At 59.1% G+C, this 23,084-nt stretch carries 23 protein-coding genes and 1 other RNA gene; 15 read left to right on the top strand and 9 right to left on the bottom strand.

The window, feature by feature from the left end; genetic code table 11:
* Positions 1-66: 66 nt before the first annotated feature.
* Entirely contained in the window at positions 67-978 is a 912-nt protein-coding gene (locus FDG13_RS10620) for a UDP-2,3-diacylglucosamine diphosphatase (RefSeq protein ID WP_180127437.1), read from the bottom strand.
* Between the two features lie 341 nt (positions 979-1,319).
* The gene (locus FDG13_RS10615; RefSeq protein WP_180127436.1) at positions 1,320-1,604 is read right to left on the bottom strand and encodes a hypothetical protein; all 285 of its coding nucleotides are present in this window, start codon (positions 1,602-1,604) and stop codon (positions 1,320-1,322) included.
* Between the two features lie 269 nt (positions 1,605-1,873).
* On the opposite strand from FDG13_RS10615, the gene pstS reads away from it, so the two are divergent.
* The 7 genes from pstS to phoR all read left to right on the top strand — a co-directional run bounded on the left by pstS (position 1,874) and on the right by phoR (position 8,471).
* On the top strand, positions 1,874-2,911 hold the full coding sequence (gene pstS, locus FDG13_RS10610; protein WP_180127563.1) for a phosphate ABC transporter substrate-binding protein PstS: 1,038 nt from the start codon (positions 1,874-1,876) through the stop codon (positions 2,909-2,911).
* Between the two features lie 106 nt (positions 2,912-3,017).
* Positions 3,018-3,983: a phosphate ABC transporter permease subunit PstC gene (gene pstC / locus FDG13_RS10605; RefSeq protein ID WP_180127435.1), complete on the top strand. Its 966-nt coding sequence runs from the start codon at positions 3,018-3,020 to the stop codon at positions 3,981-3,983.
* Positions 3,980-4,864, top strand: a complete 885-nt coding sequence (gene pstA, locus FDG13_RS10600; RefSeq protein ID WP_180127433.1) for a phosphate ABC transporter permease PstA — start codon at positions 3,980-3,982, stop codon at positions 4,862-4,864. The genes pstC and pstA overlap by 4 nt, the downstream gene beginning before the upstream one ends.
* A gap of 27 nt (positions 4,865-4,891) precedes the next feature.
* Entirely contained in the window at positions 4,892-5,671 is a 780-nt protein-coding gene (gene pstB / locus FDG13_RS10595) for a phosphate ABC transporter ATP-binding protein PstB (RefSeq protein WP_370528202.1), read from the top strand.
* 18 nt (positions 5,672-5,689) lie between these two features.
* The gene (gene phoU / locus FDG13_RS10590; RefSeq protein WP_078363394.1) at positions 5,690-6,391 is read left to right on the top strand and encodes a phosphate signaling complex protein PhoU; all 702 of its coding nucleotides are present in this window, start codon (positions 5,690-5,692) and stop codon (positions 6,389-6,391) included.
* Positions 6,388-7,110, top strand: a complete 723-nt coding sequence (gene phoB, locus FDG13_RS10585) for a phosphate regulon transcriptional regulator PhoB (RefSeq protein WP_180127431.1) — start codon at positions 6,388-6,390, stop codon at positions 7,108-7,110. Before phoU ends, phoB begins: the two co-directional genes overlap by 4 nt.
* A 20-nt stretch (positions 7,111-7,130) precedes the next feature.
* Complete coding sequence (phoR, locus tag FDG13_RS10580; RefSeq protein ID WP_180127429.1) at positions 7,131-8,471, top strand: phosphate regulon sensor histidine kinase PhoR; 1,341 nt, start codon at positions 7,131-7,133, stop codon at positions 8,469-8,471.
* On the opposite strand, the gene FDG13_RS10575 is transcribed toward phoR, so the two are convergent.
* The 4 genes from FDG13_RS10575 to trxA form a co-directional block, all read right to left on the bottom strand.
* Positions 8,465-10,171, bottom strand: coding sequence for a hypothetical protein (locus FDG13_RS10575; protein WP_180127427.1), 1,707 nt, complete (start codon positions 10,169-10,171; stop codon positions 8,465-8,467). The genes phoR and FDG13_RS10575 overlap by 7 nt on opposite strands.
* A 93-nt stretch (positions 10,172-10,264) precedes the next feature.
* Positions 10,265-10,522 (bottom strand): type B 50S ribosomal protein L31, encoded by a 258-nt coding sequence (locus tag FDG13_RS10570; protein WP_180127425.1) that lies wholly within the window; start codon positions 10,520-10,522, stop codon positions 10,265-10,267.
* A 110-nt stretch (positions 10,523-10,632) separates the two neighbouring features.
* Entirely contained in the window at positions 10,633-11,895 is a 1,263-nt protein-coding gene (gene rho / locus FDG13_RS10565; protein ID WP_180127423.1) for a transcription termination factor Rho, read from the bottom strand.
* Between the two features lie 201 nt (positions 11,896-12,096).
* Positions 12,097-12,429 carry a thioredoxin TrxA gene (gene trxA / locus FDG13_RS10560; protein WP_180127421.1) on the bottom strand — a complete coding sequence of 111 codons (333 nt, stop codon included), beginning with the start codon at positions 12,427-12,429 and terminating at the stop codon, positions 12,097-12,099.
* A 140-nt stretch (positions 12,430-12,569) separates the two neighbouring features.
* Between trxA and FDG13_RS10555 the strand changes: the two genes are divergently transcribed.
* Positions 12,570-13,823 carry a TIGR03862 family flavoprotein gene (locus tag FDG13_RS10555; protein WP_180127419.1) on the top strand — a complete coding sequence of 418 codons (1,254 nt, stop codon included), beginning with the start codon at positions 12,570-12,572 and terminating at the stop codon, positions 13,821-13,823.
* A gap of 183 nt (positions 13,824-14,006) precedes the next feature.
* Here the strand turns inward: FDG13_RS10555 and ffs are convergent.
* Positions 14,007-14,103, bottom strand: an RNA gene (gene ffs / locus FDG13_RS10550) — signal recognition particle sRNA small type.
* A gap of 108 nt (positions 14,104-14,211) precedes the next feature.
* Here ffs and dnaX point away from each other — a divergent pair.
* The 4 genes from dnaX to FDG13_RS10530 all read left to right on the top strand — a co-directional run bounded on the left by dnaX (position 14,212) and on the right by FDG13_RS10530 (position 17,701).
* Positions 14,212-16,134 carry a DNA polymerase III subunit gamma/tau gene (gene dnaX / locus FDG13_RS10545; protein ID WP_180127417.1) on the top strand — a complete coding sequence of 641 codons (1,923 nt, stop codon included), beginning with the start codon at positions 14,212-14,214 and terminating at the stop codon, positions 16,132-16,134.
* A 47-nt stretch (positions 16,135-16,181) separates the two neighbouring features.
* Positions 16,182-16,514 (top strand): YbaB/EbfC family nucleoid-associated protein, encoded by a 333-nt coding sequence (locus FDG13_RS10540; protein ID WP_078363384.1) that lies wholly within the window; start codon positions 16,182-16,184, stop codon positions 16,512-16,514.
* A gap of 165 nt (positions 16,515-16,679) precedes the next feature.
* On the top strand, positions 16,680-17,270 hold the full coding sequence (gene recR, locus FDG13_RS10535) for a recombination mediator RecR (protein ID WP_180127415.1): 591 nt from the start codon (positions 16,680-16,682) through the stop codon (positions 17,268-17,270).
* Between the two features lie 17 nt (positions 17,271-17,287).
* Positions 17,288-17,701, top strand: coding sequence for an MAPEG family protein (locus tag FDG13_RS10530; RefSeq protein WP_180127414.1), 414 nt, complete (start codon positions 17,288-17,290; stop codon positions 17,699-17,701).
* 71 nt (positions 17,702-17,772) lie between these two features.
* Here the strand turns inward: FDG13_RS10530 and FDG13_RS10525 are convergent, their stop codons facing one another.
* The gene (locus FDG13_RS10525; protein ID WP_255435190.1) at positions 17,773-19,350 is read right to left on the bottom strand and encodes a transglycosylase SLT domain-containing protein; all 1,578 of its coding nucleotides are present in this window, start codon (positions 19,348-19,350) and stop codon (positions 17,773-17,775) included.
* Positions 19,347-20,114, bottom strand: a complete 768-nt coding sequence (gloB, locus tag FDG13_RS10520; protein WP_180127412.1) for a hydroxyacylglutathione hydrolase — start codon at positions 20,112-20,114, stop codon at positions 19,347-19,349. Before gloB ends, FDG13_RS10525 begins: the two co-directional genes overlap by 4 nt.
* Between gloB and FDG13_RS10515 the strand changes: the two genes are divergently transcribed.
* The 3 genes from FDG13_RS10515 to FDG13_RS10505 are packed head-to-tail and all read left to right on the top strand — an operon-like array spanning position 20,113 to position 22,968.
* Positions 20,113-20,928 carry a class I SAM-dependent methyltransferase gene (locus tag FDG13_RS10515; protein WP_255435189.1) on the top strand — a complete coding sequence of 272 codons (816 nt, stop codon included), beginning with the start codon at positions 20,113-20,115 and terminating at the stop codon, positions 20,926-20,928. The two genes, gloB and FDG13_RS10515, sit on opposite strands and share 2 nt — an antisense overlap.
* Before the next feature lie 17 nt (positions 20,929-20,945).
* Entirely contained in the window at positions 20,946-21,395 is a 450-nt protein-coding gene (rnhA, locus tag FDG13_RS10510; RefSeq protein WP_180127410.1) for a ribonuclease HI, read from the top strand.
* A 19-nt stretch (positions 21,396-21,414) separates the two neighbouring features.
* Positions 21,415-22,968: a methyl-accepting chemotaxis protein gene (locus tag FDG13_RS10505; RefSeq protein ID WP_304621512.1), complete on the top strand. Its 1,554-nt coding sequence runs from the start codon at positions 21,415-21,417 to the stop codon at positions 22,966-22,968.
* Positions 22,969-23,084 lie beyond the last annotated feature (116 nt).

Below are 23,084 nucleotides of genomic sequence, written 5' to 3'. Positions count from 1 at the left end.
AACCGTGGGCCAGCGGCGCAGTTTATGAAACACGCATGACATTTCTGTGACGATTTGCCCAAAGGCTTACGCGAATTGGCAGGCCGCTGTCTGATCCGCTTGACCTTGGGTGGCCACCGAGGGTGCCCAGTGCACCAGTTCGAGCCGCCCGTCGTGGTGTTCCACCAGCGCGGTGCAGCTCTCCACCCAGTCGCCGTCGTTGCAATACAGGATGCCGTCGATTTGCCGCATTTCGGCGCGGTGGATGTGGCCACACACCACACCGTGGTGACCACGGCGTTTGGCCTCGTGGGCCAGGGCTTCTTCAAAATCGGCCACATACATCATGGCTTTTTTGACCTTGTGTTTGAGGTAGGCCGACAAGGACCAGTAAGGCATGCCCAGTTTGGTGCGCCAATGGTTGAGGTAGCGGTTGAGTTTGAGGGTGAACTCGTACAGGTTGTCACCCAGGTAGGCCAGCCATTTGGCGCACTGGATCACGCCATCAAAGGCGTCACCATGGGTCACCCACAGTTTCTGGCCGTCGGCGGTGGTGTGGATGGCGTCGTCCGAGACTTCGATGCCACCAAACTGGTGGCCAAAAAAACCGCGCGCAAATTCGTCATGGTTGCCCGGTACATAAATGATGCGGCAGCCTTTACGCGCCCGGCGCAGCAGCTTTTGCACCACATCGTTGTGTGATTCCGGCCAGTACCAGCGCCGACGCAGCTGCCAGCCGTCCACGATGTCACCCACCAGGTACAGGTAGTCACTGCGGTTGGCCTTGATGAAACTCAGCAAAGCCTGGGCCTGGCAGCCCGGTGTGCCCAGATGCAGGTCAGAAATAAAGATGGCGCGGTAATGGGTGTGGTTGGGCTCTGTGGGTTCTGGGCCAGGCGGCAGGGGGGAGGGGGGTGTCAGGCCGTGGTCAACACGCCGCAAGGCGTCAAAGAGCGCTTGCTCTGCCGGGAACAAAGTGGGTTTTGGCAGTGCTTGCATGTCACGCTCCGCAGTTTGGATACGTGATGGTGACGCCAGCGTGTGACGTGTTGATGGCAAACACAAGACATTTCAGTGACGCTGTGTTGTCAGCGCTTGGCGGGGTGGGTTGGTGCAGCAGAGATGGTGCACCACACACGGTCACCGGTGTCGCCGTTTGTTTGGTGATTTATAAGTATTTTTGGCCTCTAGCCCTTATTTTATATGGGCTAATAGCTATCAATAGTGATGCAATGAGGCAGGTAGGTATCCTCACACAGCGGCCAGTTGTGGCTTTCTGTGTGAGGCCCGTGGTGGCCAGGGCGGCGTCAGCACACGGGTGTTGCAGTTTTTTTGAGGGCTTAGGCTGCGGGCACCAGTTGTGGCTCGGTTGCCGAGGCTTCCAATTCCTGCGCCAGGGCACTGGAGTCGAGCAGGCGCAGTTTGCTGGCGTAGTGCCGGTCAAGCCGCCATTCGTCGAGTATTTCCAGCGCCAGTTCGAACCGTTTGTCGTCGAGTTGGTAAAGCTGCGCCACCGAGATGCTGGATGCACTTTCCAGCGCCAGCACCAGGCGGGCAATGATTTGTGCCGCCGGATCACTGGGGTTGGTTTCGATGAGTTTGCGGGCTTTCTTGATCGCAAGCATGTAGCTTCTTTCCGTAGGTAGAGTGATTGCGGGCCGCTTGTGCGGCCCGCTTGATGGTCTCGCCAGCGCCCAGCGCATGGCTCACCTTCTAGGGTAGCTCAGTGGGTGCTAAATTTTGATGACGGTCGTGTGACAGTCGTCTAAGTTGGACAATTGTTTAAGGGGTAAAACAGTTGTTGTCACGGTATTGACATATTGGTGTCTTAAATTACGGTTCGTTCAGCAGGCATTCCCGTTTTTCTGCTTCAACCTTGAAAGGGTTCTACATGATGACCAACACGTTCAAAACCATTTTGACCACCACCGCCTTGGCGTTTATCGGCATGGGTGCCGCCAGTGCACAAGAAATCACTGGCGCGGGCGCCAGCTTCCCCGCACCTCTGTATGCCAAATGGGCAGCCGACTACAACAAAGCCACCGGCGTCAAGGTGAACTACCAGTCTGTGGGTTCGGGCGCTGGCATCAAACAAATCGACGCCAAAACTGTGGATTTTGGTGCCTCTGACATGCCGCTGACCGACGATGTTCTGAAAGCCAAAAACCAGTTCCAGTTCCCCACTGTGATTGGTGGTACGGTGCCAGTGATCAACATCAAGGGTATCGCCCCGGGTCAGATGAAGCTTGACGGCCAGGTGCTGGGTGACATTTATCTGGGCAAGATCACCAAATGGAACGACGCGGCCATCAAGGCGCTGAACCCAGGTTTGGCTTTGCCGGATGCCGACATCGCACCGGTGCGCCGTGCTGACGGTTCTGGCACCACCTTCAACTTCACCAACTACCTGAGCCGTGTGCATGCCGAATGGAAAGCCAAGGTCGGTGAGGGCACAGCGGTCAACTGGCCAGTGGGTGCGGGTGGCAAGGGCAACGAAGGTGTGGCCTCGTTTGTGAACCGCCTGCCGAACTCGATTGGTTATGTCGAGTACTCCTATGTCAAACAAAACAAAATGACCTACACCTTGATGAAAAACAAGGACGGCGTTTTTGTGGAACCCAGCGAAGAAGCTTTCAAGGCTGCAGCTGCAGGTGCTGACTGGAACAAATCCTTTTACCAGCTGATCACTGACCAGCCAGGCAAAGGCACATGGCCCATTTCTACCGCCACCTTCATCCTGATGCACAACGTGCAGGACAAGCCAGCCAACGCCACCGAAACCTTCAAGTTCTTTGACTGGGCGTTCAAGAATGGTGACAAGGCCGCTTCTGCTCTGGATTACGTGGCGCTGCCTGATGCGGTGATTTCGACCATCGAAAAATCATGGGCCAACGTCAAGGATGCCTCTGGCAAACCTGTGGCATTGAAGTAAACCACCGTCCCAACCCGTTGAATTGACAGCAGGAGAGCCACACGTGTCAGCTACACTTTCTGCGCGGGATGACGCCATCCCTTCACCTACCACTGGCGCGCGTGATATGAACAGACTTCCTCCTGTCAAGACAGCACGTTCGGGACCTTTGGCTGACCGCCTTTTTGGCTGGTTGGCCCAGGGTGCGGCCTGGCTGACGCTGGGCTTGCTGATCGCCATTTTGCTGTCCTTGACGGTCAGTGCCTGGCCTGCCATCAGCAAATACGGCTTGGGCTTTTTGGCCTCCACCACCTGGGATCCCGTCAAGGAAGAGTTTGGCGGCCTAGTGATGATTTATGGCACGCTGATGACTTCGTTCATCGCGTTGCTGATTGCGGTGCCGGTCAGTTTTGGCATCGCCCTGTTTTTGACCGAGCTGTCGCCAGCCTGGCTCAAGCGCCCTCTGGGGACTGCGATTGAGCTGCTGGCGGCTATTCCGTCGATTGTGTACGGCATGTGGGGCCTGCTGGTGTTTGGCCCCATTCTGGCCACCTACGTGCAGCAACCCTTGCAAAAACTGTTCAAGGGTGTGCCATATCTGGAGGCGCTGTTCTCCGGCCCGCCGGTGGGTATCGGCATCTTGTCGGCCGGCATCATTCTGGCGATCATGATCATCCCGTTCATTGCGGCGGTGATGCGTGATGTGTTTGAGGTGACGCCCACCTTGCTCAAAGAATCGGCCTATGGCCTGGGCGCCACTACCTGGGAGGTGGTCTCCACCGTGGTCTTGCCTTATACCAAGGCGGGTGTGGTGGGTGGCATCATGCTCGGCTTGGGTCGAGCCATCGGTGAGACCATGGCGGTGACCTTTGTAATCGGCAATTTCAACCAACTGGATTCACTGAGTCTGTTTCAGGCCGCCAACAGTATCACCTCTGCCTTGGCCAATGAATTTGCCGAGGCGGGTGAAGGTTTGCACCAGGCGTCGCTGATGTACCTTGGACTGGTGTTGTTTTTTATCACTTTTGTGGTGCTCTCGTTGTCCAAGCTCTTGCTGTCACAACTTAAGAAGAGCGAAGGAACCAAGTCATGAGCACCGCTGAAACTTTGCTCCGGGCCAAAGCGCTCAACGAGATGCGAGCCACCCGTTATGCCTCTCGCAAACGGGTCAACATCATCGCCTTGATCTTGTCGATGATGGCGATGGCTTTTGGTTTGTTCTGGTTGTTCTGGATTTTGTTTGAAACCGTTCGGCTCGGTACTGCCGGGTTGAATTGGGCCGCACTGTCCCAGATGACACCGCCACCCAATGACGAAGGGGGCTTGCTCAATGCCATCTACGGATCATTCCTGATGGTGATGTTGGCCACCTTTGTGGGCACCCCGATTGGCATCATGGCAGGCATTTATCTCGCCGAATTCAACACCAAGGGGTGGTTGGCCAGTGTGACACGTTTTGTCAACGACATCCTGCTGTCGGCCCCGTCGATTGTGATTGGCCTGTTTGTGTACGCGGTGGTGGTGACACGCTTCAAATCGTTTTCAGCCTACGCGGGCATCATGGCATTGACCCTGATTGTGATTCCGGTGGTGATCCGCACTACCGAAAACATGTTGCAGCTGGTGCCACCTGGCCTGCGCGAAGCAGCTTACGCCCTTGGCGCACCCAAATGGAAAGTGATTCTGAGCATCACCATGCGTTCGGCACGGGCCGGTGTGGTGACAGGGATTTTGCTGGCGGTGGCTCGGATTGCAGGTGAGACCGCACCGTTGTTGTTCACAGCTTTGAGCAACCAGTTCTGGACCTCAAGCCTCAGTGAACCCATGGCCAGCTTGCCTGTCACCATCTTCAAATTTGCCATGAGTCCTTATGAAAACTGGCAACATTTGGCTTGGGCTGGCGTGTTTTTGATCACCCTGGCGGTTCTGGGCCTCAATATTCTGGCGCGTGTGTTGACACGGCAAAAGAACTAGACCCGTAGACACACCTCAAACAACTTCATGACCATGACTACTGAAAAAACACAGCCTGCCAAGATTGCGGTGAAGAACCTGGATTTCTTCTACGGCAAATTCCACGCACTCAAAAACATCAATCTCGACATTCCCGAGAAAAAGGTCACGGCCTTCATCGGCCCCTCTGGTTGCGGCAAGTCCACGCTGTTGCGGGTGTTCAACCGCATGTTCGAGCTGTACCCGGAACAACGCGCCCAAGGTGAGGTGGTGCTCGACGGTGAAAACCTGTTGACCAGCAAACAAGATGTGGCGCTGCTGCGCGCCAAGGTCGGCATGGTGTTTCAGAAACCCACGCCTTTCCCCATGTCCATCTACGACAACATCGCTTTTGGTGTCAAACTGTTTGAGAAACTGAGCTCCACCGACATGGAAGAGCGGGTGGAGTGGGCACTGCGCAAGTCGGCCCTGTGGAACGAGGTCAAGGACAAGCTCAAGCAAAGTGGCTCCAGCCTGTCGGGTGGTCAGCAGCAGCGGCTGTGTATTGCCCGAGGTGTGGCGATCAAGCCTGAGGTGATCCTGCTCGATGAACCCTGCTCCGCGCTGGACCCGATCTCTACCGCCAAGGTCGAAGAGCTGATCATCGAACTCAAACAGGATTACACCGTGGTCATCGTCACCCACAACATGCAGCAGGCTGCCCGTTGCAGCGACTACACGGCGTATATGTACCTCGGTGACCTGGTCGAGTTTGGCGCCACCGAGCAAATCTTCTTCAAGCCCAACCGCCAGGAAACTGAAGACTACATCACTGGCCGGTTTGGTTAGTCATCACCGAGGAATCTCATGCCTGAAAAACATTTATCGTCCCAATTTGACAGCGAACTGGGTACTGTTTCCACCCGTGTCATGGAACTCGGCGGGCTGGTGGAGTCGCAAATCCGCCAAGCCATTTATGCCTTGTCGCAGTTCAGTGTGGAAGTCGCCCAACAGGTGGTGACCGCTGAAGCCAAGGTCAATGCGATGGAAGTCGATATTGACCGCGAACTCTCCAGCATCATCGCCAGGCGTCAACCGACAGCCCGCGACTTGCGGCTGTTGATTGCCATTTCCAAAGCCACCGCCAACTTGGAGCGTGTGGGCGATGAGGCGGAAAAAATTGCGCGCATGGTGTTGTCCATCATCAGCAGTGGTGCTCCTCGCGCCTTGCCCTCGCTGGAGTTGCGGGTGGCCTCTGATCTGGCCTCTGGTCTGCTCAGAAAGGCATTGGACGCTTTTGCCCGGCTGGACACCTCGGCCGCCTTGTCCATCCTCAAGGAAGATGACCTGATTGACAAAGAGTTTGACGGCTTTGTGCGCAAACTCATCACTTACATGATGGAAGACCCGCGCATGATCTCGCCGAGTCTGGATTTGCTGTTTTTGGCCAAAGCCATTGAGCGTATTGGTGACCATGCCAAAAACATCGCTGAGCTGATCATCTACATCGTCAAGGGGGCCGACGTGCGGCATGCGGCCATGGACGAGATTGAGTCGGTGGTGAAATGAGGCGAGTCCCCTGTGTGCTGATCGTCGAGGATGAGCCCGCCATTGCCGAGCTGATCTCGGTGAACTTGCGACACAGTGGTTTCCGCCCGATTTGGGCCATGGACAGCGCAACGGCCCAGGCGGAGCTCGACTCGGTGTTGCCCGATGTGATCTTGCTGGACTGGATGCTGCCCGGAGAGTCGGGTTTGACGCTGGCCAAGCGTTGGCGTGCCCATCCCCGGACCAAAGATGTGCCCATCATCATGCTGACCGCACGGGGTGATGAGCCAGACCGCGTGGCTGGCCTGGATGCCGGTGCCGATGATTACATCAGCAAGCCGTTTTCAACGCGGGAGCTGTTGGCCCGCATTCGTGCGGTGCTGCGCCGCCGTGCCCCCGAGCAGGAGGCCACGCTGGTGACCATGGGTCAGCTCAGCCTGGACGCCGCCACCTATCGGGTGAGCTTTGGTGACCAGGCGCTCAAGCTGGGCCCGACGGAATTCAAACTGTTGCATTACCTGATGACCCACGCCGAACGTGTGCACAGCCGCTCGCAACTGCTGGACCAGGTCTGGGGCGACCATGTGTTCATTGAAGAGCGCACCGTGGATGTCCATGTCAAGCGGTTGCGTGAAGCGCTGGGCGAACGCGCGGCTGCGATGATCGAAACCGTGCGCGGTGCTGGCTACCGCATCACCACCCAGAATCAAAGCACAGGCTCCACCTCTGCTGTGGCATAAGTTGCCAAGAAGACTTATTGATGTTTTTGCGAATCTGCGGCTTTGTCGCTTTCCAGTTGGTGGGTGCGGCTCTGGGTTGGTTTCTTGGCGTGACGGGACAGAGTCAGCTGGTCGATGCCTTGATCGGCGCCCTGGGTGGTTCGGCGCTGTGGCTGGTGTTGGACAGCACCCGGGCCGCACGCGCGCTGCACTGGCTGAGCCCGGAGCGCGCAGACTCTCCACCCATCAAATGGGGGTTGTGGGGCGAAGTCCTGGAACGGGCTCAGCGGCTGTTGCGCTCGCAACGCCGCACCATTGAAGAGGGTGAAAACCGCCTCCATGATTTTTTGTCAGCGCTGCAGGCTTCGCCCAACGGTGTGATGCTGCTGGACAACCAATCTCGCATCGAGTGGTGCAACCAGACGGCGGCGGTGCATTTTGGTCTGGATGCCCAGCGTGATCTGCAGCAGTACATAGTCAACCTGGTGCGCGACCCAGCCTTTGCGGCCTATCTGTCTGGGCGCGCTTTTGACCAGGAACTGCTGATGGCCGGGCGTGAGAGCACGGCCACACGGCCGGTTCGCCTGTCGGTGCAGCTCTACCACTATGGGGGTGGTCGTCTCTTGTTGTTGTCGCGCGACGTCACCGCCGTTGAACAAGCCGAAGCCATGCGGCGTGACTTTGTGGCCAATGTGTCCCATGAAATTCGCACACCCCTGACGGTGCTGGCTGGTTTTGTGGAAACCTTGCAAACCCTGGAGTTGGCCACTGATGAGCGTGACAGCTACCTGACGCTGATGGCACAGCAGTCGCTGCGTATGCAAAGTCTGGTCAGTGATTTGTTGATGCTGTCACGGCTGGAAGGCAGTCCGTCGCCCAGTGTCGACACCTGGAGCTCGGTGCCGACCTTGATGCGGCAGTTGGAGCAAGACGCGCGTGCCCTGACAGCGGTGGTCAACCTCAATGAGCAGCAAGTGCATGCGCTGGATTTTCACTGTGCCTTTGAGGGCGAGATCGCTGGTGTGGCCACTGAATTGCACAGTGCCATGGGTAACCTGGTCAGCAACGCCATTCGCTACACACCACCGGGTGGCCACATCGGGGTCAGCTTCAAGCAACTGCCAGACGGGCAAGCCGAGTTTGAGGTGGTCGATGCCGGCCCGGGTATCGCCCCTGAGCACATCCCGCGTTTAACCGAGCGGTTTTACCGCGTTGATCGCAGCCGCTCCCGTGAAACCGGTGGCACCGGTCTGGGCTTGGCGATTGTGAAGCATGTGGTTCAACGCCATGGCGCCAATCTGGCGATCGAAAGTAAGCTGGGACAGGGTGCAAGATTTCGCATCACCTTTCCGGCGACGCGCCTGCGCGCCGCACATCAGTGAGCCTGGCGCTCAAAGATATAGATCTTTTCGCCAGGGGTCGCCGGATGGTGGATGCTGTCGCGCAGCAACCAGGGTTTGCCGGGCACAAAGCCCGCCGTGGTGCTGGGATTTTCTCCGTTAGCAATCAACCAGGCGCACTTGGCCCCAGAGCTGGAGGGCATGAGCTTGAGCTGACCATGCAGCTGCAAGGCGGCTGTCTGGCTGCGGCTCAGCCCTAGCGTTGAGACACAGCCTGGGTTATCAGGCAACAACTTGGCAGCCTGTTGCACCATCGGCACATAACTGCGGGCAAAGTCGAGCAAGGGCAACCACAGTGTCATCAGCAACAGCCAGCACAAAGCGGCCCCACCGGCAGGCAGGACCACACTCTTCCAGAGTGCCGAGCGGTGCCGACCTACGCGCCAATAGACGAGCCAAGCCCATGTCAGACTTGCACATACTGCTATCAAAAAAGGAATTGCAGAAAAACTGTGCACAAACCCTGGTGCCAGCTTGGCCACATTCATGGCCGGTCGTGCGGGGAACCCGGTCTGCATGGAGACCCACACCACCCAGATGATCAGGGCGCAGCCACTGAAAAAAATCAGCGTGAACCAGTCAATCAAGGCCGCCACACTGCGCCCCAGCGTTGGCAAGGCAAATGCAGACAGTGCCGCCAGCGCTGGCAAACCCAGCAGCAGTGATCGGTCCGCCGCATGGGTGCTCAAGGTCGCTGCACTGGCCACCAGGGCAAAACACAGGGGCAGCCACAGATGTCGGCTGGCAAAACGCTCGCCCAAGAGCAGGTGACGCCAACGCCACAGTGTCCACAGGGCCAGCGGCCAGGCTGGCCAGGTGAACCACAGAAAGAGCCGCCCCAAGCTCTGCCACTCGCGCCAGCTGGCTTGTGGCAAGTCGATCCGCCATTGCCAGAGGTTGAGCCAGGTCGACAGCGCTGCGCACACGAGTGTGATGACCAGCAGACCAGCCGCCCTGAGTTTTCGGTTGCTGGTTTCGCCGCTGTTGTGTTTGGATTCCAGCAGGTAAATAGCTGCACAACCCACGCCCAGAGCCAGCGCCATGCTCGGTGCACCCGAGAGGGTCATGCCCAGTAGACCGGCCACGGCCGCCATGCCCGGCATCAAAACACGGTAGGGCAGGGCCGCCGTGGCATAAAACACCAGGGCTGTGAAACACAGCTGCGTCAGAGCGGGTGTAGTTTCGTGTGCAAGTTGCGCCAGCCCCAGGCAGGCAATGAAGGCCAGCAGGCCGCCATCTGCCACGGCGCGCGCGTAGTCCGTGGGTTTGGCCTCACCGCCAAACGCAAACGCGACCGGCTGGGCCAGCGGACTGCGTGCCAGGTAATAGGTGCCGTACCAGGTGGCCAGCAGCGTGGTGACCAAGAGCAACACAAATGGCAAACGTGCCGCCCAATCTGCCGACACCCAGGCCGGTGCCAACTGCATGGCCCAAGCGCCCAACCAGTAGGGAAGCAAGGCATGCACTTCAGGTGCCAAACCACCCAGCGTAGGATGCCACCAGTCTGCCGAACCTTTGGCCAGTTCGGCCATGTAGCCCAGTGTGGTGATGTCTTCACGTTTCCAAGGCCCACGCCCCAGGAAGCCCGGCAACACATAGGCCAGGCAAAACAACCACAGCGCCACGCGGGGGAGGCGGCGCACGGCATCCTGGGCAACTATGGCCGGGGTGGGGAGATTCACGGTGGGGGGCAGTTCAGATAGAACGGATGTTTTGCGCAAAGAAAAAGGCAGCACGGAATGACCCGGCTGCCTTTGGCAGAACGCAAGAAATGCTTACTTGGCAGCGGTTTTGCCGAAGCGGTTGCGGAAGCGTTCGACGCGGCCACCCATGTTGTCCACCGACTTTTGGGTACCAGTGTAGAAGGGGTGCGATTCACTGGTGGTATCGAGCTTGTACAAAGGCAACTCGCGTCCGTCTTCCATGGTGATCATCTCTTTGGCGCTGGCGCAAGAGCGGGTGACGAATTTGAAACCATTGGACATGTCCTGGAAGCAAACTTCGCGGTAATTGGGGTGAATGCCTTTTTTCATATGTTCTCCATCAGTTGCGTTAGCCGCGTCAGCCCTTGCACAAACCCGATGTGCAATTCAAAGCCGCTCGTACTTTTCGCGAAAAGCCTTGGATTATAAACCAGCTGTGCTTAGCCACCCCGACGCATCATGTCGAAGAACTCGGAATTGTTCTTGGTGGCTTTCATCTGTTTCAAGACCATCTCCATGGATTCGATCTCGTCCATGTTGTAGAGGAATTGGCGCAGGATGCGGGTCTTTTGCAAAATTTCTGGTTGCAGCAGCAACTCTTCGCGGCGTGTACCACTGCGGTTGAGCTGGATCGACGGGAACACCCGTTTTTCGTAAAGACGGCGGTCCAGGTGAATTTCAGAGTTGCCCGTGCCCTTGAACTCTTCAAAAATCACTTCGTCCATGCGGCTGCCGGTGTCCACCAGCGCGGTGGCGATGATGGTCAGTGAACCACCTTCTTCCACATTGCGCGCGGCACCCAGAAAACGCTTGGGTCGTTGCAGGGCGTTGGAGTCCACACCACCGGTCAACACCTTGCCGGACGAAGGCACCACGTTGTTGTAGGCGCGTGCCAGACGGGTGATGGAGTCGAGCAGGATCACCACGTCTTTTTTTAATTCGACCAAGCGCTTGGCACGCTCGATCACCATTTCAGCCACATGCACGTGGCGGGCTGCGGGTTCGTCAAAGGTGGAGGCAATCACCTCGCCCTTGACGGTGCGCTGCATTTCGGTCACTTCTTCGGGGCGTTCGTCCACCAGCAGAACCATCATGTGGCTGTTGGGGTAATTCGCCGAAATGGCGTGGGCAATGTGCTGCATCATCACCGTTTTGCCACTCTTGGGTGGGGCCACCAGCAGGGCGCGCTGGCCTTTGCCGATGGGGGCGATGATGTCAATGATGCGCCCGGTGATGTTTTCTTCACCCTTGATGTCGCGCTCAAGACGCATCTGCTCTTTGGGGAACAGTGGCGTCAGGTTTTCAAACATCACCTTGTGTTTGTTTTCTTCGGGGCCGCCGCCGTTGACTTTTTCGAGTTTGTTCAGGGCAAAGTAGCGCTCACCATCCTTGGGTGTACGCACTTCACCTTCGATCATGTCGCCGGTGTGCAGGTTGAAGCGTCGCACCTGGCTCGGGCTGATGTAGATGTCGTCTGTCGAGGCGGTGTAGCTGGTGTCCGGGCTGCGCAAGAAACCAAAGCCGTCGGGCAGAATTTCGAGCACGCCGTCGGCAAAAATCTGTTCCCCGGCACGGGCGCGTTTCTTGATGATGGCAAACATCAGCTCCTGTTTGCGCATGCGCCCGGTGTTTTCAATCTCAAGATCTTCGGCTTGCTTGAGGACTTCTGACACGTGCAGTGCCTTGAGTTCGTTTAAATGCATGGATTGACGCAATCAATGTGAAAAGCAAATGTGGGGGAGGATTTGACGGCCGGACTTGTTGTGAGAAGTCGCGTTAGCCTCTGCCGGAGACTCTGACCAACCCACTTGGGCAGTTGGAGAGTGCTCGGATTATGACAGGAAAAAACCGGGTTTTGCGCTGCTGGAGAGTGCGGGCGCAGCGCGGCCCGCTACCACGTTAACTCAGCCGAGTTGCTGATCAATAAAAGCGGTCAGTTGGGCCTTGCTCAGGGCGCCCACCTTGGTGGCTGCCAGCTGGCCGTTTTTGAACAGCATCAGGGTTGGGATGCCACGGATGCCAAACTTCGCCGGGATGTCACGGTTTTCATCCACATTCATTTTGGCAATCTGCAGTTTGCCTTCGTAAGCCGTCGATACTTCGTCCAGAATCGGCGCGATCATTTTGCAGGGGCCACACCATTCAGCCCAGTAATCGACCAGCACCGGCACGCCGGATTGGAGGACATCGGTCTCGAAAGAGGCATCGGACACATGTTTGATCAGTTCACTAGCCATGTTTGTTCCTGTTACAGATTTTTAAAAAAATAATTAATAGCGAAATTGTGACAGAAATATCCCCAGCTCACCGTCACCGCCTGCCTTAGCCATGTGGCTAGCAGGCCAGTAAATATCCGCAAAAGAAAGTTAAGGTCTCTATGAAAAATGTATGTGTGATTGGCGCCGGCCCGGCCGGGTTGATGGCGGCCGAGGTCTTGTCACGGGCTGGCGTGGCGGTTTGCCTGTATGACGCCATGCCCAGTGTGGGGCGCAAGTTCTTGCTGGCAGGCAAGGGGGGGCTGAACCTGACCCACTCCGAGCCTGCGGATATTTTTGCCTCTCGTTATGGGCAACGTCGCCAGCAGATTGAGGCGATTTTTGAGACCTTTGACTCGGGCGACGTGCGCAGTTGGGCCAGTTCACTCGGGATTGAGACCTTTGTGGGCAGCTCGGGCCGGGTCTTTCCGGTTGACATGAAGGCAGCGCCTTTGCTGCGTGCCTGGCTGCGCCGGTTGCGCCATCCGGAGAATGGCCCGGCGGTGCAGTTTCAAATGCGCCACCGCTGGACGGGCTGGGGCACCGGCGAGGACGCCCTGAGTAACCTGCACTTTGACACGACCCACGGCCCGGTTCAGGTGCAGGCGGATGCGGTGGTGCTGGCGCTCGGGGGCGGTAGCTGGGCGCGGCTCGGCTCCAACGGTGCCTGGGTGCCCTGGCTGCGTGACCGTGGGGTGGCGGTGGCACCCCTGTTGCCGGCCAATTGCGGTTTTGACGTGTTGGGCGGCTGGAGTGACTACTTTGCCAGCCATTTTGCTGGGCAGCCGTTCAAGTCGGTGGCGATCTCGCTGACCACCTCGCAAGGTGTGCAGTTCCAGCGACGCGGAGAGTTTGTTGCCACGGTCACCGGGGTGGAGGGCAGCCTGGTCTACGCGGCATCCCATCTGTTGCGCGACGAGATCATTGCCAGCGGCCAAGCCACGTTTCACCTGGATTTGTTGCCGGACCGCTCGCCCGAGTGGGTGTTGGCGCAGGCGGCTTACCCGCGTGGCACACGATCACTCTCCAGCCACCTCAAGAGCCGCTTGCATATCGAAGGCATCAAAGCGGCGTTGTTGCACGAAACCCTGTCCAAAGAGCAGATGCACGACCCGGCTGTTCTGGCGCAAACCATCAAGGCTTTGCCCATCACGTTGCAGGCCACCCGACCGCTGGACGAGGCCATCAGCACCGCTGGTGGTGTGTTGTTCGAAGCTGCAGACGACAAGCTGATGCTCGAAGCGTTGCCGGGGGTGTTCTGCGCTGGCGAAATGCTGGACTGGGAGGCCCCCACCGGTGGTTACTTGCTGACCGCCTGCCTGGCCAGTGGCGCCAAGGCGGGGCAGGGTGTTTTGAGCTATTTGAACAAGAAGTAGGCCGCTGGCCCAGGTGATACAAGGCTCTGCTGCTCTTTAAAAGAGAGTGGCGAGATACCTGTGTTGGCAGCTTGTTGACTCTGCGAGTTGTGGCCGTTCTATGGCGGTGGGCGCCAGTTTGCTATGTCACAAGCAAACTGAAACTGCCGACGGCAAGGCCACCGACCAACGAGAAAAAAGGGTGGTGACGGACCTTGACCCCAGCACTGGCTCCACAGTTAGGGCTGCTTGGTTCCCCACCTGACCCGGTTGGCCGCTTCACCATGTGGGAAGGCCCGTCGCTAACTATTGTAATAGGTCGCGGGCGTCCCGCATCCCGAACCCAGGCCAGATGACAAGTCGGGCTAGAACGCCCGGTGAGCAGGGTGGGGCACCTTAGAATCGCCGGATGTCCTATCTCGTGCTCGCCCGCAAGTACCGTCCCCGCAACTTCACCGAAATGGTCGGGCAGGACCATGTCGTGCAGGCGCTCTCCAACGCCCTGACCACGCAGCGGCTGCACCATGCCTATATGTTCACCGGCACACGCGGGGTTGGCAAAACCACGGTGTCGCGCATTCTGGCCAAATCGCTCAACTGCCAGGGGGTAGATGGCACTGGTGGTATCACGGCCAGCCCTTGTGGTGTATGCCAAGCGTGCACGGATATTGATAGCGGCCGGTTTGTCGACTACACCGAGCTCGACGCTGCCTCCAACCGCGGTGTGGACGAGGTGCAGGCGCTGCTGGAGCAGGCGGTGTACAAGCCGGTGCAGGGTCGCTTCAAGGTCTTCATGATCGACGAAGTGCACATGCTCACCGGCCACGCGTTTAACGCGATGCTCAAGACGCTGGAGGAGCCGCCCGAGTACCTGAAATTTGTGTTGGCCACCACCGACCCGCAAAAAGTGCCGGTCACCGTGTTGTCGCGTTGTCTGCAGTTCAATTTACGCCCGATGGCGCCTGAGACCATCCGCGAACATTTACACAAGGTGTTGGAGGTCGAGCAGGTGGCTGCTGATGTGCAGTCGCTGCGCCTGTTGGCGCGCGCCGCACGGGGCTCCATGCGCGACGCCCTGAGTCTGACCGACCAGGCGATTGCTTTTGGCTCTGGTGCGCTGACCGAGGCCATGGTGCGCCAGATGCTTGGCAGTGTGGACCGCTCGTATGTGTTTCGCCTGATTGACGCGCTGGCGCGGGGTGATGGCAAGACGGTGGTTGACACCTCCGAGACGCTGCGCCTCAATGGCCTGAGTGCCGCCTCGACGCTGGAGGAAATGAGCGCGGTGTTGCAACGCATGGCGGTGTTACAGGCGGTGCCTGGCATGGCGGCTGAAGACGACACCGACCCCGAGCAGGCCGAGTTGCAACGCCTGGCCGCGCTGCTGCCGATGGACGAAACCCAGTTGCTCTACAGCATCTGCCTGCATGGCCGTACCGAGCTGGGTCTGGCGCCCGACGACTACGCGGCGCTGACCATGGTGCTGCTGCGGCTGCTGGCGTTTAAACCGGCGACCAGCGCCACCCGCGCTGTGGCTGAAAAAAAAACACTGAAAACCCCGCAGCCCGCGCCTGAACCTCCGGCGCCGCCGCCACCCAGTGCACCTGTCGCGCCGGTTCAGCCGGTTGCTCCGGTGGCCCAGGTTGTTGGCACTGCGCTGGACGATGGCGCCGAGCCAGATGAACAAAATCAACCTGTAGCCCTCGTATCTCAAGGGTCAGTTGCTCCTGAAAATGAAGCGGTGCAGCTTGTGCCAGAAGGCCAGCGCCTGCCGATCAGAGATCCCTCTGAGCCGCCGCTTGCTAGCAAGAATTTTGAGCAAAATCAGGCACCAGCCCTTGTAGATCAAGGGCGAGTAGCTGCAAACATTGAAGCATTCCCGGTGCGGGTGCAAGCGGACTCAGCACGTGATGTGGTGGCCGCCAACACCCCTCACGCGATCAGCACCACGCCCGAGGGTGACTTCTGGCATAACACGGTGCAGGCCTTGGTTGCCGCAGAGGCCATCAACGCCATGGCACGTGAACTGGCCTTGCAGTCACAGCTGGTGGCGCGTGACAGCAACGACTGGCTGCTGCGCGTCGAGCGCGAGTCGCTCAACCATGCTGGCAGCAAAGACCGCCTGACCACCGCTCTGGCCGTCGCCGGGCACCCGGTGCGCCTGGTGATTGAGGTGGGGCGTGTCACGGACAGCCCGGCCAAACGCAACGCGGCGGCAGCGGCGCAAGCCCAGTTGGCTGCCGAAAAAATCGTTTTTAACGACCCGTTTGTGCAGTCGATGATGCGGGAATTTGACGCGAAAATTGTGCCAGGCAGCATCAAGCCGCTGTGATGCGCAGGTGCTCGAGAATCTTTTTTATCACCAACTGAAGGAACCCCATGTTCAACAAAGGACAACTCGCAGGCTTGATGAAGCAGGCGCAGGCGATGCAGGAAAACATGAAAAAAGCCCAGGACGATCTGGGCAACATCGAAGTCAGCGGTGAATCCGGCGCGGGCTTGGTCAAGATCACCATGACCTGCAAACACGAGGTGCGCCGTGTCACCATCGACCCGAGTTTGTTGACCGATGACAAGGACATGCTCGAAGACCTGGTGGCGGCTGCGTTTAATGCGGCGCTGCGCAAGGCCGAGGAGACATCGGCCGAGAAGATGGGCAAGATCACTGCAGGCATGCCAGGCCTCCCCGGCGGCATGAAATTCCCTTTCTGAGGGTGGCTACCGAGCCAGCGTAATCCGTCGTTGGGCGGTGCTCGCAATCCTCACGTACAGGAAGTACGTTCCGGTTGCTGCGCTCCGTCCGCCTAGGCTGACGCTGGCTCGCTACGCCCGCCGCGTTGGTTGCCAATACCGTTCTTCTACTGAGCACTCACTTTTATGTCTGACACCAATGCGCTTGAGGTGCTGATCCAGTCGCTGCGCTGCCTGCCGGGCGTGGGGGTGAAATCGGCGCAGCGCATGGCGTTTCACCTGTTGCAGCACAACCGTGCGGGCGCCGAGACGCTGGCGCGAGCCTTGAATGAGGCCACCCACAGCATCCAGCACTGTGCGCTGTGCCACACCTTTACCCAGGCCGAGGTCTGTGCCACCTGCCTGGATGATCGGCGCGACGCCAGCAAGCTGTGTGTGGTGGAAACCCCGGCCGACCAGTCGGCGGTGGAGCGCACCGGCGCCTACAAGGGGCTGTATTTTGTGCTGATGGGCAAACTCAGCCCGCTGGACGGCATCGGACCCAAAGACATTGGGTTAAAGAAGCTGTTTGACCGGGCGCTGGACGGCACCGTGCACGAGGTGATTCTGGCCACCAACTTCACCGCCGAAGGCGAAGCCACGGCGCATGTGATTGCAGAAGGCCTCAAAGGCCGGGGCCTGCAGCTCACCCGTCTGGCACGGGGTGTGCCGGTGGGCAGCGAGCTGGAATATGTCGATTTGGGTACCATTGCCCACGCGCTGGTCGACCGGCGTTAACCCCCTCAGGAGTTGTCATGCTGTTGCCCTCGTTCACCCTGGCTTACTGGTGTGTGTTGATCGCGGCTTTGTTGCCGATTGTGTGCGCCGGTATCGCCAAGTGGGGGATGTTCACCAAGCCGCCGCAGCAAGGCGGGTTTGACAACAAACACCCGCGCGCTTGGTTGGCCAGCCAGACCGACTGGCGTGCCCGCGCCAATGCCGCGCAGGCCAACAGTTTTGAGGCGCTGCCGTTTTTCATCGGCGCGGTGGTGATCGCCCACCAGTTGGGGGCCTACCAGGCTCGGCTGGATGTACTGGCCGCCCTGTTTGTGGTGCTGCGGCTGGTCTACATCCTGCTGTATGTGGCCAACCAGGCCAGCCTGCGCAGTGTGGTGTGGTTGTTGGGCTTGGGGCTCAACATTGCCATTTTGTTTGCTGGCTACCGTTAAACCCCGGGCCGATACCGCGCTGAATCCGGTTGGTGCGCGGTGCGCCGATCAAGCGCCCGGCCTCACACAGATCACTTCTTTTTGGCTGGCGCCGTTTTCTTGGGCGCTACAACTGCTTTTTTGCGCGCTGGCACCTTGGCGGCTTTTTTTGCGCTGCTTCCCGGTGATGAGCGTGCGGCTTTGCTTGACGGTGCCGCCCTCACGGCCCGGCTCGCGCGTGCGGGCAAATACACCACCACTTTTTGCCCGGCCTTGAAGACGGCTGACGCGCTGACGTTGTTCCAGCGTGCGACTTCCGCCGCGTTCAGACCATAACGTTTGGCCAGGGAGGCCACGCTGTCTTTTTTGCCAGCTTTGACACTGGTCTTGCGCAGCACCACCTCGGGCGCCAACGACAGCTGGCCGTTGTCAGCCACATGGTTGCTCACGTCATTGAGCACGCTGCTGTCACGGCGCACCAGCAAGGTCGAGCCGGCACGGATCAGCATGCGACCCTTGATGTTGTTGACCTCGCGCAGCTCGTTCTCTGACATGTTGAAGCGGCTGGCGGCGTCAGCCGGTTTGAGGGTGGTCGGTGCAATCCAGGCGGTCCAGCTGGCGAGTCCGCTGCCGCCATAGGCCTCCAGATTGGCCTGAAACACCTCGGCGTTGTCCCAGGGCAGCAAAATGGTGGGTGTACCTGCCGCCAGCAGCACCGGTTTGGAGGCCGACGGGTTGAGCGCCCGGAAGTCGCTCAGAGGCACCTCGGCCAGTTTGGCCGCCAGCGCCACATCGATGTCACGGCGAATTTCCACCGTTTGGAAATACGGGTGGTTGCCAATGGCGGGCAAAAAGGTGTTGAACTTGTCCGGGTCGGCCACTATGTTTTTGACGGCCTGCAGCTTGGGCACATAAAACTGCGTCTCCATCGGCATTTTCAAATCAAGGTAACTGGTGCCAAGGCCCAGTTTTTTGTTTTTGGCAATGGCCCGGGAGACGCTGCCTTCGCCCCAGTTGTAGGCGGCCAGCGCCAGATGCCAGTCACCAAACATGCCGTACAGACGTTGCAGGTAGTCCAGCGCGGCGCGGGTGGAGGCCAGCACATCACGCCGCTCATCCCGAAACATGTTTTGCTTGAGTTCGAAGTATTTGCCGGTGGCGGGCATGAACTGCCACATGCCTGCCGCCCGGGCACTGGAGACCGCCTGCGGGTTGAAAGCACTCTCAATGAAGGGCAGCAGGGCCAGCTCGGTGGGCATGCCGCGTCGTTCCAGTTCTTCCACAATGTAGAACAGGTATTTGCCACCCCGGTCGGTCATGCGTTGCACATAGTCGGGCCGGGTGGCGTACCACTGCTCGCGGTCACGCACCAGGTCGTTGTCGAGGTCGGGCATGGCAAAGCCGAGGCGGATGCGGTCCCACATATTGGCTGGTGGGGTTAGGGCATGCACCGGCAGCGAGCTCAGTGTCAGGCTCGGCAAGGCGCGCAAACCCCCGCTGGGGTAGATCGGGTTGCGTAATCCGGGCGCGCTGTTGTCGTTGCGCACTCCTGGTGCACTGGGTGTGGTGGCCAGGGTGTAAGTGTCCGTTTGTCCACTTGGGGTGGTGCTGGCGCAGCCCACCAGCACAAGACAAAGCAGCAGCGCTGCCGATTTCAAAAAATGTGTCAAAACTGATTTTTCCAGGTTCGCAGCGCAGCAAAAACACGCACTGGGTCTTGCGCGGTGGCGTCAAATTGCTGCACGGCGCGGATCACACCGGGCAGGTGTGTCCGCAAAAAAGGGTTGATGGCTTTTTCCAGCCCGATGCTCGAAGGCAGGCTGGGCAAGTGCTGCGCACGCAGCGTTTGGACGGTGGCCTGGTGGCTGACCACGTCCTGGTTGTCGGGTTCAACGGCATGGGCAAACACCAGGCCGCTGGCTGTGTATTCATGGGCGCAGCAGACGCGGGTGTTGTCGGGCAAAGCCGCCAGTTTGCCCAGTGAGGTCAGCATCTGCGCCGGGGTGCCCTCAAACAGGCGTCCGCTACCCGCGCTGAACAAGGTGTCACCACACAACAGCAGCGGGTATTGACCTTGGGGCTCGGTGTAGAACGCAATGTGACCAGCGGTGTGGCCGGGCACGTCGATCACCTGCAGGCGCCAACCCAGCAGCTCAATCACATCACCACCGGCCAAGCGCATCAAAGGTTCGGGCACCTGCTCCAGCAAGGGGCCAAACACCTGGGCGCCGGTGGCCTCGCGCAGTTCGGTCACACCGCCGGTGTGATCATGGTGATGGTGCGTGACTAGAATCGCCTCGAGTTGGACTCCCAGGCGTTTGATGGCCTCAAAAACGACTTGGGCATCGCCGGGGTCCACCACCAGGGCACGCTGTCCATCGTGCAGCATCCAGATGTAGTTGTCGTTGAAAGCAGGCAGTGGAATTAAGTTCATGAGCGGTCAAATTATAGGGATGCACGATTGGTTGGCGTCTCCGCCAGGGCAGTACCTGCTGGCATGGGAGCGCGCGCAAATGGCGCAGGCGGTGGGCAATGTGTTTGGGTTTCACGCGCTGCAACTGGGCTTGCCGGAGTTGAATGCACTCGAGGCCAACCGCATGCCACACCGCTGGCTGGCCACACAAACCCCGACAGAAACCAGCATCTTGCCGCAGGAGCCATCCGCCAGCCCACGCGTGGCGCTGGTCACGGACTTTTCAGCCTTGCCGTTTTCGGCCAACAGCCTCGATCTGGTGGTGATGCCGCATGCGCTGGAGCTCTCCGTCGATCCGCACGGCGTCTTGCGTGAGGTGGCACGTGTGCTGGTGCCTGAAGGCCGGGTGGTGATTTGTGGACTGAACCCATTGAGTATGTGGGGCTTTTGCCAGCGGCGACCGAACTGGTTCCGCTGGATGGGCGCCCAGCGCCTGCTGCTGCCGTCATCGGGTGAATGTATTGGTTATCTGCGCCTGCGTGACTGGCTGAGCCTGCTGAATTTGGAGATTGAAGACGGCCGTTTTGGCTGCTACCGGCCGGCCTGCTCCAGCCAGGCCTGGTTGCAGCGTTTCAACTGGATGGACAAGGCTGGCGAGCGCTGGTGGCCGATCCTGGGCTCGGTGTATTGCCTGGTGGCGGTCAAGCGGGTGCGAGGTATGACACTGATCAACCCCGCCCGAAAGGCCGTCAGACGCTTGGCGGTTGCTCCTGTTACTATAGCTAATAGCTCAGGTAACATGAGGGCTACAGGCCAAAATGATACACAAACCTAAACACATGGACAAACACATTGAATAGCATTGATATTTATACCGACGGCGCCTGCAAGGGCAACCCCGGCCCGGGCGGCTGGGGCGCGTTGCTGAAGTCGCCAGAGGCGCAAAAAGAACTGTGTGGCGGCGAACTTGATACCACCAACAACCGCATGGAGATGATGGCGGTGATTGAGGCCTTGTCGGCCCTGAAACGCCCGTGCAAGATCACGCTGCATGTGGACAGCCAGTATGTGCTCAAGGGCATGACCGAGTGGCTGCCGGGCTGGAAAGCGCGCGGCTGGAAAACGGCCACCAAGGCACCGGTCAAAAATGTTGATCTTTGGCAGCGCCTGGATGCCTTGGTCAACGGCGGCGCCCACCAGATCGAGTGGCGCTGGGTGCGGGGTCACAATGGGGATGCTGGTAACGAGCGGGCCGATGAACTGGCCAATCGGGGAGTGGATATGGCGCTGCAAAAACGCTGATCACACAGAGACAACTTGTATGCTGACATTGACTTCGATGAGTATCGTTCGGCGTTTGACCCTGCTGATCACCGGTGCCATGTTGGGTCTGGTGTTGTTGGCGTGTGTGTTTCTCTGGTCAGAACGTGCCCTGATCCTGGAAGAACGGCAAACGGCCGTGCGTCAGACGGTAGAAATCGCGCAGGGTGTGCTGACGCGTTTTCACGCTCTGGAAACACAGGGCAAACTGACACAGGATGACGCCCAACGGCAAGCCATCGACACACTGCGCCAATTGCGTTACAGCGGTTCCGAGTATTTCTGGATCAATGACATGCGCCCCTACGTGGTGCTGCACCCGATCAAACCCGAACTCGAAGGCACGGACGTCTCAGGCCTCAAAAGCCCCACCGGGCAGTTCATTTTTGTTGACTTCGTCAAGCAGGTCAGAACCGCTGGTGATGGTTTTGTCAGTTATGTCTGGCCCAAGCCAGGCCATACCGAGCCGGTGCCAAAAATTTCTTATGTCAAAGGGTTTGAGCCCTGGGGCTGGGTCGTTGGCTCGGGCGTCTACGTCGACAACGTCAATGCGGCGGTCTGGCGCCGGGCCATCGGTTTTGCCGCTGGCACCCTGTTGCTACTGGCTCTGTTGGCGGGTTTTGGTTGGTTGATCTCGCGCAGCATCCTGCGCCAGTTGGGTGGTGAACCCCGTGTTGTCAGTGACCTGACCCAGCGGATTGCCCAGGGAGATTTGGCCACCCACATCGAGCTGCGACCCCAGGACAGCAGCAGCATCTTGTATGACTTGCGGACCATGCGTGACCGTTTTGCCGCCATCGTGCGGCATGTACGTGAGGGTTCGGAAGGTGTGGCTACCGCCAGCTCCGAGATCGCCCAGGGCAACCAGGACTTGTCGGACCGCACCGAAAGCCAGGCCAGTGCATTGGAGCAAACCGCTGCCTCCATGGAACAGCTCAGTGCCACGGTGCAGCACAACGCAGAGAGCGCGGCTCAAGCCAGCCAGATGGCGGTACATGCCAGCAGTGTGGCGGTGCAGGGTGGTCGGGTGGTGGCCGACGTGGTGGCGACCATGGGTGGCATCAACGAGGCCTCGCGCAAAATCAGCGACATCATTGCGGTGATTGACGGCATCGCCTTCCAAACCAATATCCTGGCGCTGAACGCGGCGGTGGAAGCCGCCCGCGCGGGTGAACAAGGGCGCGGTTTTGCCGTGGTGGCCAGCGAGGTGCGGTCTTTGGCCGGGCGCAGCGCCGACGCAGCCAAAGAGATCAAGAACCTGATCAACACCAGCGTGGAACGTGTGTCCAGTGGCACGGCGCTGGTAGATCAGGCGGGCAGCACCATGAGCGAGGTGGTCAGCAGCATCGCCCGGTTGGTGGATGTGGTGGGTGAGATCAGTGCCGCCAGCCGAGAACAGAGCCTGGGTGTGTCACAGGTGGGTGAAGCCGTCACGCAAATGGACCGGGTGACCCAGCAAAACGCGGCCCTGGTCGAGGAAATGGCCGCTGCCGCCAGTAGCTTGAAGTCCCAGGCCAATGACTTGGTGCAGACCGTGGCTGTTTTTAAGCTCTGAGCGAGGTTGCGTCAGTTTCGACGGCGATCCCGGGTGCTCGTCGCTGGGATCGCCACGCTGGTTGAGAAGTGTTGGTTTTAACCGACACCATGCGCTTAAAACCGATGCTACCTTCT

Origin of the sequence: Rhodoferax sp. BLA1, assembly GCF_013416775.1 — a bacterium.
Lineage (GTDB): Bacteria > Pseudomonadota > Gammaproteobacteria > Burkholderiales > Burkholderiaceae_C > Rhodoferax.
This window is presented reverse-complemented; position numbering and strand designations above follow the sequence as displayed.